The organism is Streptomyces sp. NPDC001194 (assembly GCF_042896985.1).
Lineage (GTDB): Bacteria > Actinomycetota > Actinomycetes > Streptomycetales > Streptomycetaceae > Streptomyces.
This window is the reverse complement of record NZ_JBIAXU010000007.1, coordinates 273,320-288,497: the sequence shown is the minus strand read 5'-3', so window position 1 is coordinate 288,497 and position 15,178 is coordinate 273,320. Positions and strand designations below refer to the sequence as shown.

The 15,178-nt window shown below is 73.6% G+C and carries 13 protein-coding genes and 1 pseudogene; 7 read left to right on the top strand and 7 right to left on the bottom strand.

Annotated elements, in window-relative coordinates:
- Window positions 1–44: 44 nt before the first annotated feature.
- Complete coding sequence (locus ACFY1T_RS18540) at window positions 45–2,492, bottom strand: SpoIIE family protein phosphatase (protein ID WP_390789087.1); 2,448 nt, start codon at window positions 2,490–2,492, stop codon at window positions 45–47.
- Window positions 2,493–2,732: 240 nt separating this feature from the next.
- Here ACFY1T_RS18540 and panD point away from each other — a divergent pair, with 240 nt between their 5' ends.
- The 3 genes from panD to ACFY1T_RS18525 are packed head-to-tail and all read left to right on the top strand — an operon-like array spanning window position 2,733 to window position 4,150.
- Entirely contained in the window at window positions 2,733–3,152 is a 420-nt protein-coding gene (panD, locus tag ACFY1T_RS18535) for an aspartate 1-decarboxylase (protein ID WP_030870250.1), read from the top strand.
- A gap of 15 nt (window positions 3,153–3,167) precedes the next feature.
- The gene (locus ACFY1T_RS18530; RefSeq protein WP_390789086.1) at window positions 3,168–3,527 is read left to right on the top strand and encodes a GNAT family N-acetyltransferase; all 360 of its coding nucleotides are present in this window, start codon (window positions 3,168–3,170) and stop codon (window positions 3,525–3,527) included.
- Window positions 3,521–4,150: an aspartate/glutamate racemase family protein gene (locus tag ACFY1T_RS18525; protein ID WP_390789085.1), complete on the top strand. Its 630-nt coding sequence runs from the start codon at window positions 3,521–3,523 to the stop codon at window positions 4,148–4,150. Before ACFY1T_RS18530 ends, ACFY1T_RS18525 begins: the two co-directional genes overlap by 7 nt.
- Window positions 4,151–4,437: 287 nt before the next feature.
- On the opposite strand, the gene gndA is transcribed toward ACFY1T_RS18525, so the two are convergent.
- The gene (gene gndA, locus ACFY1T_RS18520) at window positions 4,438–5,880 is read right to left on the bottom strand and encodes an NADP-dependent phosphogluconate dehydrogenase (RefSeq protein ID WP_390789084.1); all 1,443 of its coding nucleotides are present in this window, start codon (window positions 5,878–5,880) and stop codon (window positions 4,438–4,440) included.
- Between the two features lie 185 nt (window positions 5,881–6,065).
- On the opposite strand from gndA, the gene ACFY1T_RS18515 reads away from it, so the two are divergent.
- Complete coding sequence (locus tag ACFY1T_RS18515; protein WP_390789083.1) at window positions 6,066–7,313, top strand: transglycosylase family protein; 1,248 nt, start codon at window positions 6,066–6,068, stop codon at window positions 7,311–7,313.
- A gap of 105 nt (window positions 7,314–7,418) precedes the next feature.
- Here ACFY1T_RS18515 and ACFY1T_RS18510 read toward each other — a convergent pair.
- Window positions 7,419–8,174 (bottom strand): annotated as a pseudogene (locus ACFY1T_RS18510) (DMT family transporter); the annotation flags it as partial.
- Window positions 8,175–8,434: 260 nt separating this feature from the next.
- Here ACFY1T_RS18510 and ACFY1T_RS18505 point away from each other — a divergent pair.
- A complete protein-coding gene (locus tag ACFY1T_RS18505; RefSeq protein ID WP_390789082.1) occupies window positions 8,435–9,928 on the top strand; it encodes an SDR family NAD(P)-dependent oxidoreductase in 1,494 nt (497 codons plus the stop codon).
- An 87-nt stretch (window positions 9,929–10,015) separates the two neighbouring features.
- On the opposite strand, the gene ACFY1T_RS18500 is transcribed toward ACFY1T_RS18505, so the two are convergent.
- Window positions 10,016–10,543 carry an HD domain-containing protein gene (locus ACFY1T_RS18500; RefSeq protein WP_390789140.1) on the bottom strand — a complete coding sequence of 176 codons (528 nt, stop codon included), beginning with the start codon at window positions 10,541–10,543 and terminating at the stop codon, window positions 10,016–10,018.
- 346 nt (window positions 10,544–10,889) lie between these two features.
- On the opposite strand from ACFY1T_RS18500, the gene ACFY1T_RS18495 reads away from it, so the two are divergent.
- A complete protein-coding gene (locus tag ACFY1T_RS18495) occupies window positions 10,890–11,066 on the top strand; it encodes a hypothetical protein (RefSeq protein WP_384706988.1) in 177 nt (58 codons plus the stop codon).
- 181 nt (window positions 11,067–11,247) lie between these two features.
- The gene (locus ACFY1T_RS18490) at window positions 11,248–12,231 is read left to right on the top strand and encodes an NAD-dependent epimerase/dehydratase family protein (protein ID WP_390789081.1); all 984 of its coding nucleotides are present in this window, start codon (window positions 11,248–11,250) and stop codon (window positions 12,229–12,231) included.
- Here ACFY1T_RS18490 and ACFY1T_RS18485 read toward each other — a convergent pair.
- From ACFY1T_RS18485 to ACFY1T_RS18475, 3 genes are read right to left on the bottom strand one after another with little or no spacing between them, the layout of a single operon-like run.
- A complete protein-coding gene (locus ACFY1T_RS18485) occupies window positions 12,217–13,656 on the bottom strand; it encodes a lipase maturation factor family protein (RefSeq protein ID WP_390789080.1) in 1,440 nt (479 codons plus the stop codon). The two genes, ACFY1T_RS18490 and ACFY1T_RS18485, sit on opposite strands and share 15 nt — an antisense overlap.
- A gap of 20 nt (window positions 13,657–13,676) precedes the next feature.
- A complete protein-coding gene (locus tag ACFY1T_RS18480; protein WP_390789079.1) occupies window positions 13,677–14,210 on the bottom strand; it encodes a DUF1990 family protein in 534 nt (177 codons plus the stop codon).
- Entirely contained in the window at window positions 14,207–15,076 is an 870-nt protein-coding gene (locus ACFY1T_RS18475) for a YndJ family protein (RefSeq protein WP_390789078.1), read from the bottom strand. The genes ACFY1T_RS18480 and ACFY1T_RS18475 overlap by 4 nt, the downstream gene beginning before the upstream one ends.
- Window positions 15,077–15,178: the final 102 nt, after the last annotated feature.

The following is a 15,178-nucleotide window of genomic DNA, read 5'->3' as shown; positions in this document are numbered from 1 at the left end:
TCCGGGCTGGGCCGCCGCCCCCGCCACACGGCGGGGCGCGGCGCTCAACCCTTCCCGGGGGAGGCTTCGGCCTCCTCCAGGAACCCCTCGGGGAAGGGCTGTTCGGCCCAGATGGTCTTGCCGCGGGCGTGGTAGCGGGTGCCCCACAGCTGGGCCAGCTGCGCCACCATGAACAGCCCGCGCCCTCCCTCGTCGGTCTCCTCCGCGCGCCGTACGTGCGGGGAGGTGCTGCTGCCGTCCGACACCTCGCAGATCAGCTCGCGGTCGCGGATCATCCGCAGCTGGATCGGCTCGGTGCCGTAGCGGATGGCGTTGGTGACCAGTTCGCTGACCACCAGCTCCGTGGTGAACTCCAGCTCCTGCAGGCCCCACAGGGCCAGCTGCCGCGTCGCGAGCGTCCGGGCGCGCGCCACGATCTCCGGTTCGGCCGGAAGGTCCCACGTGACGTGGTGCTCGGACGGCAGCTCGTGCAGGCGCACCATCAGCACCGCCACGTCGTTCTGCGGCAGCACCGGGAGCAGCCGGCCGATCACCGCGTCGCAGGCCTGGTCGAGCCCGTTCGGCGGGGTGAGCGCGACGCCCGACAGCGCCTCCGGCAGGCGCTCGAGGCCGAGGTCCACCTCCCGGTCCGGCGCCGCGACCAGGCCGTGGCTGTACAGCACCAGTACGTCCCCGTCGGTCAGCCTCATCTCGGCGCTCTCGAACGGCGAACCGCCGTGGCCGAGGGGCGGCCCGCCGGGCAGGGCCACGATGGCGGGCTCCCCGCCCACCGGGGCGAGGACGGGCGGCGGATGGCCCGCGCACGCCACCGCCAGCTGCCGCGTGATCGGGTCGAAGACGGCGTACGCGCAGGTCGTCCCGGCCGCGCCGCCGCGCCGCGACCCGCTCGCCCCGTCGTCGCCGTGCTCGTCCACGAACCGGTGGATCTGGTCGTCCATGTAGGAGAGCAGCTCGTCGGGGGAGAGGTCGAGGTCCGCGAGGGTCCGCACGGCGGTCCGCAGCCGGCCCATGGTCACCGCGGCGTTCAGGCCGTGCCCCTGCGCGTCGCCCACCACCAGCGCCACCCGCGCGCCCGACAGCGGGATCACGTCGTACCAGGCACCGCCCAGCTCCGCCTGGCCGTGCGCCGGCAGGTAGCGGGTCACCGCCTCCAAGGCGCCGAGCACGGGCAGCCGTTGGGGCAGCAGGCTGCGCCGCAGGGCCAGGGCCGCCGTGCGCTCGCGCGTGTAGCGGCTCGCGTTGTCGATGCAGACGGCCGCGCGCGCCGAGATCTCCTCGGCCAGCAGGACGTCGTCCGGCTCGAAGCCGTGGGCGCGGGCGTGCCGTACGAAGACGGCGGCGCCGAGGACCGCCCCGCGGGCCGACATCGGTACGAGCAGCCAGGAGTGGACCCCGTACGCGCGGACCCGCGCGGCCTGCCCGGGGTCGACCGGGGCGAGCTCCGCGATCAGCTCCTCGCCCGTCAGCAGCAGCGGTTCGCCGCCGGCCATGGCCCGGGTGAACAGGGAGCCGGGCCCGGTGGTGAAGGGGTCGGGATCGCCCGTCGCGACCGTCGCCTTCACCGGTATCCCGGGTGCGGAGGACGTCGCCGCGCGCAGCAGGGTCACGGTCTCGCCCACCGTGCCGACGAGCGGCTCCTCGCCGCCGAAGACCAGGGCGGGCAGGTCGACGTAGGCGTGGTCGGCGAACTCCGGTACCGCCACGTCGACGAGCTCCTGCGCGGTGCGCAGCACGTCCAGCGTGGTGCCGATGCGCGTGCTCGCGTCGTTGACCAGCGCCAACCGCTCGCGCGCCCGGGCCCGTTCGGTCACGTCGGCCACGGTGTGCGCGAGCGCGATCAGCTCGCCGGAGCTGCTGCGCAGCGGGAGGATGGTCTCGGACCAGACGTGCTGCCGGTCGGGATCGCCGCGCAGCAGGCCCCGTACCTCGGTCTGGACCAGCGCCTCACCGGTCTCCAGGACATGGCGCTGCCGTGCTTCGAGGGCCGCCATGTCCAGCAGGTCGGGCGGCGCCACCTCGGACATCGTGCGCCCGACGAACTCCTCGTTCGCGAAGCCGGCACCGCGCCGCAGGGCGTCGTTCTGGGCGATGAAGCGCAGCTGGGTGTCGAAGACGTCGATGAGGAAAGGGGACTCGGTGAACAACCCCCTGATCAGGGCCTCGCTGAGCTCGCGCCGCCGGGTGGCGTCGGTGTCCGTCGCCTGGATCAGCCACTGCCGCTCCCCGGTCGTGGACGACATGGGCCGCGCGTGGAGCGCCACCTCGACCGCACGCCCGCTCCGGTGCCGCAGCACCGCGTGCCCGAGCTCGGAGCGCGCGAGCAGCAGATCGGCCCCGCGCAGTCCGTGGACCTCCCGGGCGGTGTACCCGAGCAGCCGCTCGGCCCCCTGCCCCCACCCGATGACCACCCCGCGCGCATCCAGCAGGGCGTAGGTCTCGTCGCCCGGTTCCGCAACCACGCCGGAGGCATCGTGGAACACCGGGTCGTGCATCACTGCGCCCCACTTCCCGATCCGCGGAACGACTCTCTGCGTACTGCTTCCGATTATCGCTCTGCGTCACCGCTTGTGCAGCCTGGGTCGAGCCCCGCCGGAGGCCCCCTCCGCCCTGCCCGCCGAGCCCGGCCCGGTCTGGTCGGGGAGCCCGCGGCTGCGTAGGCTGGCCCCGCCCTTGCGAGGCGGCCCTCGACCTGCACACCGCAGGCGGGGAGCAGACACACCGGGAGTCGTTCCATGCTGCGCACCATGTTCAAGTCCAAGATCCACCGGGCCACGGTCACCCAGGCCGATCTGCACTACGTCGGCTCCGTGACCGTCGACGCCGATCTGCTCGACGCGGCGGACCTGCTGCCCGGGGAGCTCGTCCACATCGTGGACATCACCAACGGGGCGCGGCTGGAGACCTACGTCATCGAGGGCGAGCGCGGTTCCGGGGTCATCGGGATCAACGGCGCCGCCGCACACCTCGTGCACCCCGGGGACCTCGTCATCCTCATCAGCTACGCACAGGTCGAGGACGCCGAGGCAAGGGTGTTGAAGCCGCGCGTCGTGCACGTCGACGCGGACAACCGCATCATCGAGCTGGGTGCGGATCCGTCCGCCCCGGTGCCGGGAACGGACCAGGAGCGCAGCCCCCACGCGGTGGCTGTCTGAGGGGAGTCGGGGACCATGTCGCAGACCGGGGCCGGGGCCGTCGAGTTCAAGGACGACCGGAAGGCGGGACGGCTGCTCGCCCTCGAGGGCGGGGAGGTGGTCGGCGTCATCGCGTACTTCGTGCTCGACGCGGCGCCCCACGCCCTCGTGGCGGTGCACACCGTGGTCGAGCCGGGGCACGAGGGGCGGGGCATCGCCGGGGACCTGGTGAAGACCTTCTACGGGATCGCCGCGGCCGAGGCGGTGCCGGTCGTCGCGCTGTGCCCGTACGCGGCCGGCTGGGCGGCCAGGCACCCCGACCAGGCGCCCGGGGCGCCGGCCGGGGTCGTCGCCGCGGCGAAGGCGCAGCTCGACAGGGACCCCGATCTGTGGTGACCCCCCTGACCCTGCTGCACACCTCGCCGGTCCACGTGCCGGTCTTCGACGCCCTGCGGGACCGCGACCACCCCGGCGCCGTACTGCGCCACCTCGTGGTGCCGGAACTGCTGGAGCGGGCCCGGGCGCAGGGCCCGGACGCGGTGGTCCCGGCCCTGCGCGACCTGCTGGCCGGCTCCGCGGGCCCCGTGCTCGTGACCTGCTCGACCATCGGAGCCGCCGCGGAGTCCCTGGCGCCGGAGCTCGGCGTCCGGGTGCTCCGGGTCGACCGCCCGATGGCCGCGCGGGCCGTGCGCGGGGGCCCGCGCGTCGCGGTGCTGGCCACCGTGGAGTCGACGCTCGCCCCGACGGTCGCCCTGCTGGAGGAGGAGGCCGAACGGGCCGGCCTCCCGGTGTCGGTCACCACGCACGTGGTCGCGGACGCCTGGCCCCGCTTCGAGGCCGGCGACACCGCCGGCTACCTGGCCCTGGTGGCCCGGGCGGCCGACGCGGTCACGGAGGCGGACGTCGTGGTCCTGGCCCAGGCCTCGATGGCGGAAGCCGCGGCGCGGGCGAAGAGCGCCCTCCCGATCCTCTCCAGCCCCGCACCCGGCCTCACGGCGGCCCTCCACGCGGCCCGTTGATCCTTCGGAGTAGTACCGGGCTTCGACGGGCGTAGGGGAGTGGATCCGGGGAAGGTGGGGCTTATGGTGCGAAACGTAGAGATGACTGAGCCGCCCGTTCCGGGACCCGACCCGGTGCCGCCCGTACCCGTGCCCGACCCGTTCCCGGATCCCGGACCGATTCCGCAGCCCGTGCCGCCGGTGCCCGCGCCGGTGCCCGAGCCCGACCCGATCCCGCCGCCGCCCGGGCCCGCGCCGATCCCGCAGCCCGGGCCCCTGAGCGGCACGCGGAGCGGGCCCGTACGGACTCAGGCCGTACGGACCTCGGAGCGGTCGCCGCTCCAGAGGGTGTGGAACGAGCCCTCGCGGTCGGTGCGCCGGTAGGTGTGCGCGCCGAAGAAGTCACGCTGGCCCTGGGTCAGGGCCGCCGGGAGCCGCTCCGCGCGCAGCGCGTCGTAGTACGCCAGGGAGGCGGCGAAGGCCGGCACCGGGATGCCGTGTGACACGGCAGCCACGAGGACGGCACGCCAGTCCTCCTGGGCCTCGCCGATCTCCTGCGCGAAGCCCGGGTCCGCCAGCAGGCTCGGCAGGTCCGGCTGGGCGTCGTACGCCGTGCGGATCCGGTCCAGGAACGCCGCCCGGATGATGCAGCCGCCCCGCCACAGCGAGGACACGGCGCCCAGGTCCACGCCCCAGCCGTACTCCTCGCTGCCCGCCTGGATCTGGTGGAAGCCCTGCGTGTACGAGACGATCTTCGAGGCGTACAGGGCCTGCTCCACCTGGGCGGCGAAGGCGTCCGCCGCCTCCGCCGACAGCGGCGCGGCCGTCGGGCCCGCGAGCCCGCGGGAGGCCGCACGCAGATCGGCGTGGCCCGAAACCGCACGGGCGAAGACCGCCTCCGCGATGCCCGACACCGGCACGCCCAGGTCCAGCGCGATCTGCACGGTCCAGCGGCCGGTGCCCTTCTGCTCGGCCGCGTCGGCCACGACGTCGACGAACGCCTGCCCGGTCTCGGCGTCCGTGTGGGCGAGCACCTCCGCCGTGATCTCGATCAGGTACGAGTCCAGCCGGCCCCGGTTCCAGCCGCGGAAGGTCTCCGCGATCCGCGCGGGGGAGTAGCCGGCGACCTCGCGCAGCAGGTGGTAGGCCTCGGCGATGAGCTGCATGTCGGCGTACTCGATGCCGTTGTGCACCATCTTGACGAAGTGTCCGGCGCCGTCGGGGCCGACGTGCGAGACGCACGGCGTGCCGTCCTTCGCCTTCGCCGAGATCTTCTCCAGCATCGGACCGAGCGAGGCGTACGACTCGGCGGAGCCGCCCGGCATGATGCTCGGGCCGAGCAGCGCACCCTCCTCGCCGCCCGAGATGCCCGCGCCCACGAAGTGGATGCCCTGCTCGCGCAGCTCCTTCTCGCGCCGCCGGGTGTCCTCGAAGTGGGCGTTGCCGCCGTCGATGATGACGTCCCCCGGCTCCATCAGCGGGGCGAACTCGCGGATCACGGCATCGGTCGGCTCACCGGCCTTCACCATGATGATCAGACGGCGCGGCCGCTCCAGCGCGTCCACGAACTCCTTGGCGGACTCGGCGGCGACGAAGGAACCTTCGTGCCCGAACTCCTCCACCAGGGCGGTGGTCTTCGCGGCCGTGCGGTTGTGGACCGCGACCGTGTAGCCGTTGCGGGCGAAGTTCCGGGCGAGGTTGCTCCCCATCACCGCGAGCCCGGTGACGCCGATCTGGGCGGTGCTGCTCATGCATGCGCTCCTGAGTGCTTCGATGTGCGGGTGGGAGCGACGCTACATGGGCGAAGATGCCGCGAGCCGTCCCGCCATGCGAATCAATGTCAACTTCCCCGGGTGTGCGCCCTGTTGCGCCCCTTGTCATGCCCTGATCGCGCCGTTAAGTTGTGCGGTTCCTGATGTCTTCAATGGGGGCTCCCATGGGTGTACGGGGTCGGCACCGCCGGTACCAGCCGAGCAGCATCAACCGCGCCTCGCTCGCCGTCACCGCCGGTGGCGCGGGACTCGCACTCCCTCTGATCGGCGCCGGAACCGCCCACGCCGCCTCGGTGGACACCTGGAACAAGGTCGCGGACTGCGAGTCCACCAACAACTGGCACATCAACACCGGCAACGGCTACTACGGCGGGCTCCAGTTCAGCCAGAGCACGTGGCGCGCCTTCGGCGGCACCGCGTACGCCGCCCGCGCCGACCTGGCCACGAAGGACCAGCAGATCGCCGTCGCCGAGAAGGTCCTGGGCGGACAGGGCCCGCAGGCCTGGCCGGTGTGCGGGAAGCAGGCCGGCCTCTCGCGCAGCGGCCCCGCGCCCGCCGTCTCCCCGCAGGGCCAGGGCCAGGGCGTGAAGGTCCAGGTCCAGGTCAAGGAGGCGAAGCCCGCCGCCCCGCCGGCCACCACGCCGCGCCCGACCGGCACCTCGGTCCTGCCCAACCCGTACGTGGTCGCGCCCGGCGACTCCCTCTCGGCGATCGCCACCCGCCAGCACGTCGAAGGCGGCTGGCAGGCGCTGTACGAGACCAACCGGGCCACCGTGGGCAGCGATCCGAACCTGATCCTCCCCGGCCAGCGGCTCACCCTGCGCGTCACCGCCGCGCCCGCCCCGCCGGCGGCGCCGCCCGCCCAGAACCCCGAGAAGCCGCCGCGGACCGCCGAGCCGGTCAAGCCGGTGGAGCCGAACGCGCAGAAGCCGGCTCCCGAACCCGCGGAGAAGCCGGCCGAGAAGCCCGCCCCCGCTCCCGCCTCAGCCCAGCAGCAGCCGGCCCCGGCCGGCTTCGTCGCCCCCGTGGACGCCGCCATCGGCACCGCGTACCACGTGGCCGGATCGTCCTGGTCCAGCGGCTACCACACGGGCATCGACTTCCCCGTCTCCACCGGAACCTCCGTGAAGGCCGTCGGCCCCGGGTCCGTCGTCTCCGCGGGCTGGGCCGGTGCGTACGGCTACCAGGTCGTCATCCGGCACGCCGACGGCCGGTACTCCCAGTACGCCCACCTCTCGGCCCTCGGGGTCAAGGCCGGGCAGCAGGTCTCCGGCGGGCAGCGGATCGGCCGCTCCGGCTCCACCGGCAACACCAGCGGACCCCACCTGCACTTCGAGATGCGCACGGGCCCCGGCTACGGCTCCGACATCGACCCCCTGAAGTACCTCCGGGGCCGCGGCGTCAGCATCTGACCCCCGTACGTGCGGCGGCACGACCGCGAGCAGGATCAGGCCGGCCGCCGCCAGTACGCCGCTGGCCAGGGCGGCCGCCGTGCCCGCCGCCCCGAACCGGAAGCCCTCGTCGAACAGCGAGATGCCGACCGCCGCCGCGAGCACCGGATTGACCACGGTCAGCGTGGCCAGCGGCGCGGCCAGCCCCGCGCCCCGGTAGGCGGCCTGGGAGAGCACCAGCCCGCCCGAGGCCAGGACGGCTATCGCCGCCAGATCGGGCCACGTGGCGCCGAGCGCGCCGAGCGTGTCCGGGGCGAAGGAGGGCTGCTCGGCGTTCTCGGCCACCGACTTCGTGAACACGGAGGCCATGCCGAAGGCCGAGCCGGCCGCGACCGCCAGCAGCACGCTGCGCGGCACCGGCCGGTGGGTCCGGTGCGCGGCCAGGACCAGCGCGGCCATCCCGGCTGCGGTGAGGATCAGCAGCAGGCTCCGCTCCCCGCCCGCCAGCGGCCGGTCCGCATTCGCGTCCCCGCCCGTCAGCGCCAGCAGCCCGGCCAGCCCCACCGTGGCCATCACCGCCCCGCGCCAGGCCGCCGCACCCGCCCGGCGGTGCACGAAGAGGGCCGCCATCGGCAGCGCGAAGACGATGGTCAGCGCGCCGAGCGGCTGGACCAGGCTCAGCGGGCCGTACGCGAGGGCCACCACGTGCAGCAGGGCGCCCAGGCCGTTCAGCCCGACCGCACACCACCAGCCGGCCCGGCGCAGCGGCGCGTACGGGCGGTCGGGGGTGCTCGCCGCGACCTGCTCCTGGACGATCGCGCCGCCCGCGTACGCGAGGGCGGAGACCAGGCAGAGCAGGACCGACAGCGCAAGGACACTCATGAATTCCACAATGCCCGACCTCAGCGGCCTATTCCTCCGCCTACAGGTGGTCACCAGTCATACCCCAGGCATACTCCAGAAGGAGTACAGCGGCCCCCGCCGTCCACCGACCGGGCGCTGCCCGAGGTGACCGCCCCGTCGCGGTGCGTGAGACGTGGTGCGACGGGTTTGGTTCCGGGCGCGTCGGATCCGTACAGTGGCGGTTTTGGGACTTCCGCAGCAGGCGGATGCGGACGAGTGAGCAAGGAACGGCAGCGGCCATGACGGTGACCGAAGACAACCACGTGAGCGCGGACGACCACGCCTACGGGCCGGGCATCGACCCCGAGCGGCTGGCGCTCTGCCTCAGCGTCCTCGAGGAGCTCGACAAGATCGACGTCGACCACCCCGACGCCATCACCGTACGCCGCGCCACCGCCGGCCTCTACCGCACGGTCAAGCAGCGCCGCCGCCAGGAGCGCCGCGCCGCCAAGACCGCCAACGACAAGGCCGTCACCGAGGCGACCGCGACCGGCTCCGCCGAGCGCATCGACGACGAGACCGAGGGCATCCTGCCCTCCTCGGTCACGGAGGCCGGCCGGATCGCCGGGATACTCCAGCGCCCGCGCTCCTGCTACATCTGCAAGACGCGGTACGTCGAGGTCGACTACTTCTACCACCAGCTCTGCCAGGACTGCGCCGGCCACAACCGTGCCAAGCGCGAGGCCCGCGCCGACCTCGCCGGCAAGCGCGCGCTGCTCACCGGCGGCCGGGCCAAGATCGGCATGTACATCGCGCTGCGGCTGCTGCGCGACGGCGCCCACACGACGATCACCACCCGCTTCCCCAAGGACGCGATCCGCCGCTTCAAGGCGATGGAGGACTCGGCGGACTGGATGCACCGCCTGGAGGTCGTCGGACTCGACCTGCGCGACCCGGCCCAGGCCGTGGCCCTCGCCGACCAGGTGGCCGAGGCCGGCCCGCTCGACATCCTGATCAACAACGCGACGCAGACGGTGCGCCGCCTGCCCAGCGCGTACGCCGCGCTGGTCGAGGGGGAGGGCGCCCCGCTGCCGGCCGGCGAGCTCCCCGCCCACCACGTCATCGGTGCGTTCAACTCCGGCGCGGTCGACGGCCTGGCGGCGCTGCCGGTCGGCGTCAGCGGGCTCGACGCGCAGAAGGTCGCCGACCTCGCCCTGGTCGCGGGCAACGCCAGCATCGAACGGCACCTCGACGGCACCGCCATCGACGCGGGCGGCCTGCTGCCCGACGTCGTCGAGACCAACACCTGGGTGCAGACCATCGACCAGATCTCCCCGGTGGAGCTGCTGGAAACCCAGCTGTGCAACTACACGTCGCCGTTCATCCTGATCAGCGCGCTGCGCCCGGCGATGGCCGAGGCCGCCCGCCGTGCGGCCAGCGGGCGTGCGTACGTGGTCAACGTCTCCGCGATGGAGGGCGTCTTCAGCCGCGGCTACAAGGGCGCCGGGCACCCGAACACCAATGCCGCCAAGGCCGCGATGAACATGGTGACGCGCACCAGCGGCCAGGAGATGTTCCAGACCGACCGGATCCTCATGACCTCGGTCGACACCGGCTGGATCACCGACGAGCGCCCGCACTTCGACAAGCTCCGCCTCGCCGAGGAGGGCTTCCACGCCCCGCTCGACCTGGTCGACGGCGCCGCCCGTGTCTACGACCCCGTCGTCCGCGGCGAGGCCGGCGAGGACCTGTACGGCGTCTTCCTCAAGGACTACGCGCCCGCCAACTGGTAGGCCCCGCGCCCGGCGGCCCCGCGCCGGTCGCCCCGCGTCCCGGTCCCGTGCCCCGGTCCCTCTCGAAGGGGCCGGGGCACGGCCGTCTCAGGGCGTGTGCTCGTACGCCCGCGCCGCCACCAGCTCCAGGACCGGACGCCAGTCCTCCATCACGCCCGCGTCGAGCCCGACGACCTTGCCCGCGTCATCCGCTTGGCGCAATGTCACCGCCGATTCCGCGTCCGGATCGGCCTCGAAGGCCCGGACCTCCGCCGCGTCCATGAGCCCGCCCTGTGCGCGCAGCGTCAGCGCGCTCTGCGGGGACAGCGCCCGGTCGGGCTCCACGGCCGCCAGGTACCGCTTGGCCGGCACGTGCAGCCGGACCAGCCGGGCCACCCGGTCGCCGAGCAGCGGACGGATCGCTTCCGCCGCGTGGTCGGCGTGGCCGGCGTCGTCCCCGGGGAAGAGCAGATGGCCCAGGTCGTGCACCAGGCCGGCGACTTGGAGCTCCTTGTCGAACGGATGCGAACGGCGCAGCAGTGCCGCAGTCTGTAGCCCATGATCGTGCAGATCGACCGGGTCTCCGCTGCGGTCGGGCGTGTCCCACGCCCCGCGGCACGCGAGCAGCAGTTCCATCAGCTCCTCGATGCTGTCGACCCCCGGCACTCCCGGCACTCCGGACCTCGCCGTCACCGTCGCTCCCTCCGCCGCCCGCACTCCGGTCGTGTCACCGGCGTCGAGCAGACCACCCGAGTCGGTCACATCGGCGGACGACTTCCTGAATTCCGGGCGAAATCAAGCCGTCGAGGGGATTTTGCCAATCCATCGAGCGGAGGCGCGCTCATATGTGTACTCTGAGTCGCACAGACCGGCCGTATCCAGGCCACGCTCCACCAAGGCGCCACCGCGTCCGGAAACCCTTTATCCCTTGTGCCCGGCGCGCGGCTCGCCCACCGGGTTGCGCGACACAAAGGAGTGCGCGGTGACAGACACGACGACGAAGTCCGAGGAGAAGCCGAGGACGTACCAGGGGGCGCGGTTCCGCCCTCACGTCGACGAACTCGGAAGCCTCGAAGTCTGGGCCCGGTCCGCCCCGATCCGACTGGCCGGCTACGAGGACGACCTGGCGGAGCCCCACATCCTGCCCGGCATCGACTAGCACGACCGTCACGCAGCGCCCCCGTGCCACCCGGCGACGGGGGCGCGGTGCTGTGCGGGCGTGCGCGCCCGCCGACCGCCCGGGACCCGCGGGAGGTTCCCGCCGGCCCTACGCCGTGAGCGTCATCGCTGTGGGCGATCAAGGCTTCCGGCCGGGCCCCCGGCCCCGCACGCTGGACCGCATGAAGCTACTCATGCTGGGCGGTACCGAATTCGTCGGACGAGCGATCACCGAAGACGCCCTGGCCCGGGGGTGGGAGGTCACCGTCTTCCACCGCGGGCACCACGCGCCGCCGCCGGGCACCTCCGCCCTGCACGGCGACCGCACCGCGCCCGGGGGCCTGGACGCCCTCGCCGCGGGGGAGTGGGACCTCGTCGTGGACACCTGGAGCGGCGCCCCGACCGCCGTGCGCGACAGCGCCCGGCTGCTGGCCCCCCGCGCCGGGCGGTACGTGTACATCTCCAGCCGCTCGGTGTACGCGTACCCCGCCCCCGCCGGCCTGACCGAGGACGGGCCGGTGGTCGACGGCTCGGCCGACGCCGGATCCACGGCCTACGCCGAGGACAAGCGGGGCGGTGAGCTCGCCGCCGTCGAGGCCTTCGGGGACCGGGCCCTGCTGGTACGCGCCGGTCTGATCCTCGGGCCGTACGAGAACGTGGGCCGGCTGCCCTGGTGGCTGGACCGGACCGCCCGCGGCGGCCCCACACCGGCCCCCGGCCGCCCCGGACTCCCGATCCAGTACATCGACGTACGCGACCTCGCGCACTGGACCCTCGACGCGGCCGAGGCCGGGCACGGCGGCCCGTACGACGTGGTCTCCCCGTCCGGGCACGCCACGATGGGTGCGCTCCTCGAGGCCTGCGCGGCCGTGACCGGCGGCGGCGCCGAGCTCCGCTGGATCGACCAGGACAGGATCGCGGAGGCCGGAGTGGAACCCTGGACCGAACTGCCGATCTGGCTCCCCGAGGGCGAACTGCACGACTACATGTTCGGCGGGGACGTCTCCAAGGCGCTGGCGGCGGGCCTGAAGTGCCGCCCGGTCGAGGAGACCGTGGCCGACACCTGGGCCTGGCTCCGTTCCCTCGACGGCCCCCTCCCCCTGCGCCACGACCGCTCGGCCAAGGGCATTTCGGCGGAGCGGGAGGCGGTGCTACTCGGGCTCTGACCAGGAGGACCCGGCGAGGCGGGTCGGGGGGAGGTACTCGCGCAGCAGCGTGCGGTGCCACCACGCGCCCGTCTCGCGCAGCTCCCGCCAGGTGGTGAACCGGTAGCGGTACAGCCTGGCCCGTACGTAGAGCGGCGGGGCGTCCGGGAAGGGGTTGTGGCGGAGCAGCCGCAGCGTGTCCCGGTCGCCCGCCAGCAACCGCTCCACGAAGGGCCCGAACCAGTCCCGCGCGTAGTCGGGGGAGAGCGCGGCGAACCATATCAGCCAGTCCAGCCGCAGGTGGTACGGGGCGAACTGGCGCGGAATCCGGCGCAGATCACCCGGTTTCCCCTTGAACCCGTACTCCCGCCACACCCCGTCCTCCCGCGGCACGCGGTCGGCGGTCCCCTCGACCACCACCTCGTCCCGGATCCGGCCCACCGTGCCGAAGGCCCCGTACGTGTTGACCAGGTGCAGGGAGTCGAAGGAGCGGTTCATCACCTGGCGCCGCGAGATCATGTTCAGCACCGGATGCCGGCTCAGCACCAGCACCAGCACGGTCACCGCGCACACCAGGACCGCGAACCAGACGGGCGCGCCGTTCGCGGCCGCGGCCGGCGGCGGCCCCGCGAGCCCCGTGAAATCGACCGCCGACAGGGCCGCCGTGATGGTGATCCAGTTCAGCCAGGCGAAATTGCCCGACAGCACCAGCCACAGCTGCGTCGCCACGATGATCCCGGCGGCGTAGGAGGCCACCGGCTGCGGAGTGAACAGCAGCACCGGGACCACCAGTTGGGTCACGTGGTTGGCCGCGCACTCCACCCGGTGCAACGGCTTCGGCAGATGGTGGAAGAACCAGCTCAGCGGCCCCGGCATCGGCTGGGTCTCGTGGTGGTGGTAGAGGCAGGTCAGCTTGCGCCAGCAGGGGTCCCCGCGCATCTTGATCAGCCCGGCGCCGAACTCCACCCGGAAGACCACCCAGCGCAGCAGCCACAGCACCAGCACCGGTGGTCCCACCCGGGCGTTGCCCAGGAAGACGGCGAGGAAGCCCACCTCCAGCAGCAGCGACTCCCAGCCGAAGGAGTACCAGGTCTGCCCCACGTTCACGATCGACAGGTACAGCAGCCACAGCAGCGCCCACATCCCCATGGCCGCCCCCAGCGGGACGAGGTCCCCCGCTCCGGCGGCGAGGGCCGCGGCCACCGCCGCCCCCGCCCAGGCGCAGCAGGCGAAGAGCCTGTCCGAGTAGCGCAGTTGGAACAGGCTCGGGGCGCGCCGGAAGGGCACGTACCGCACGAGGCGCGGCACGGGCAGCATGCCGTGCGCGCCGATCAGGGCCCGGAACTGAAGGGCGGCCGCGACGAAGGCGAAGAGGTAGACGCCGGCGAGGGCCCGCTGGAAGATCAGCCGGCCGAGCCAGTAGCCGGGCGCCGTGAACCAGTCCATCCCCTCCAGTATCGGGCGGATCAGGCCGCGGCGGCCAGCTTGCGCAGAGTGCGGCCCAGCCATCGGGCGTAGCGCAGCTGGAGGAAGGGGACCACCGGGCCCGCGAGCCGGGTGTACCAGGCGTCCGGGCGGCTGAAGGCGGTCACCTCGAACCACACCGCGCCGTCCGGGTCCAGGGACACCATGAAGGACTCCTCCCCGCACTCCGGGTGACCGGCCAGCGTCCCGTAGGCGAAACCGATGCGCGCGGGCTCGTACGCCGTCCAGATCACCTCGCACGGAGCGCTGATCCGCAGCGGCCCCCAGCCGATCCCGACCACCACCCGGCTCCCGGGGCGGACCGCGCCGTGGCCGGCCCGGACCAGCATGCCCGAGGCCCGGTGGGCACCGAAGGTGGTGACGGCGGTGCCGGCGGCCTCGAAGGCGGCCCGTCCCCGACCGATCCGGGTGCGGTGGTGCAGGTGGTGGTAGCCCGCGGGCAGCGGCCGCCGCCGCGTCGCGCCCCGGTCGGGGTAGTTGACGGTGTCACGGCCGGCGCTGATGAGGCGGGTCATGGCGTGATCTCCATTCGGTCGACGGTCAGCCGGCGCCAGGCCAGCAGCGAGCACAGGGCGAAGCCGAGGGCGTTGCCGAGACCGTGGGTCGCGGCCATCCAGGTCAGCGTGGGGTGTACGAGGCCGGTGGCTTCGCCGAGCGCCCACCACAGGGCGAGCAGCATGGTGGCCACCAGCACCGCGGCCGAGGTGGCCAGCAGCGCCCCGGTGGCGCGGTCGCGGGCGCCGGGGCGGATCTCCCGCCAGGTCGGCAGCGCCACCGCCCACATCCCGCCGGTCAGCACCACCGCGCCGGCGAGCTCCGCCCAGTCGTCCACGAAGTAGCCGAGGAGGACGAGCAGGGTCCCGCCGGGGACGCTGTAGGCGGCCCAGCGCGCCAGGGCCGTACTGCCGGGCGCGGTCGCGGTGGCCCGGCAGACCAGGCCGGCGACCAGGGCGGCGGTGAACCCGGCGAAGTGGAAGTGCGGCACGGTCAGCGCCAGGATGTCCAGGTCGAAGCCGAACAGCCGGTATCCGGCGCGCTCGGCGACGAGGGCGGTCCCCGCGACCGACGGCGCGACCAGCGCGGTGAGCACGGCGATCTCGGCCGGTGCCGGGGGGCCGCTCCGGGCGTCCGGCGTGCGGAGGGTCCGCAGCAGCCGGGCCGGGGCCCGGGCCGCGAGCGCCAGGGTGGCGGCGGCGTACAGCGCGGCCGGCACGGCGGCGGTCGCCCCGCGCGGCAGCCAGAGGCAGACGGCCCCGGGGACGGCGAGCAGCGGCCAGACGCGTGCCGTCGTGCGCAGCCCGGCCGGGTCGATCAGGCGGAGGCCGGCGGGGATCACGTAGAGCATGCCCAGGGTGACGATCAGATGCACCAGTACCGTCACCGTGGGCTCCCCTCCGCGCGCGGCCGAACGCTTTGAACGCGTTCAACTCACGGTCGTGACCTTACGAGGTTCCTTGAACATGTTCAAGACGCGATCCGGGTT

What these genes read in the sequence shown, in the direction of transcription:
- ACFY1T_RS18500 (WP_390789140.1), bottom strand. Translation starts at nt 10,543, where the DNA reads ATGGAACTGCTGCTCGCGTGCCGCGGGGCGTGGGACACGCCCGACCGC.
- ACFY1T_RS18515 (WP_390789083.1), top strand. Translation starts at nt 6,066, where the DNA reads ATGGGTGTACGGGGTCGGCACCGCCGGTACCAGCCGAGCAGCATCAAC.
- panD (WP_030870250.1), top strand. Translation starts at nt 2,733, where the DNA reads ATGCTGCGCACCATGTTCAAGTCCAAGATCCACCGGGCCACGGTCACC.
- gndA (WP_390789084.1), bottom strand. Translation starts at nt 5,880, where the DNA reads ATGAGCAGCACCGCCCAGATCGGCGTCACCGGGCTCGCGGTGATGGGG.
- ACFY1T_RS18505 (WP_390789082.1), top strand. Translation starts at nt 8,435, where the DNA reads ATGACGGTGACCGAAGACAACCACGTGAGCGCGGACGACCACGCCTAC.
- ACFY1T_RS18485 (WP_390789080.1), bottom strand. Translation starts at nt 13,656, where the DNA reads ATGGACTGGTTCACGGCGCCCGGCTACTGGCTCGGCCGGCTGATCTTC.
- ACFY1T_RS18530 (WP_390789086.1), top strand. Translation starts at nt 3,168, where the DNA reads ATGTCGCAGACCGGGGCCGGGGCCGTCGAGTTCAAGGACGACCGGAAG.
- ACFY1T_RS18480 (WP_390789079.1), bottom strand. Translation starts at nt 14,210, where the DNA reads ATGACCCGCCTCATCAGCGCCGGCCGTGACACCGTCAACTACCCCGAC.
- ACFY1T_RS18490 (WP_390789081.1), top strand. Translation starts at nt 11,248, where the DNA reads ATGAAGCTACTCATGCTGGGCGGTACCGAATTCGTCGGACGAGCGATC.
- ACFY1T_RS18540 (WP_390789087.1), bottom strand. Translation starts at nt 2,492, where the DNA reads ATGCACGACCCGGTGTTCCACGATGCCTCCGGCGTGGTTGCGGAACCG.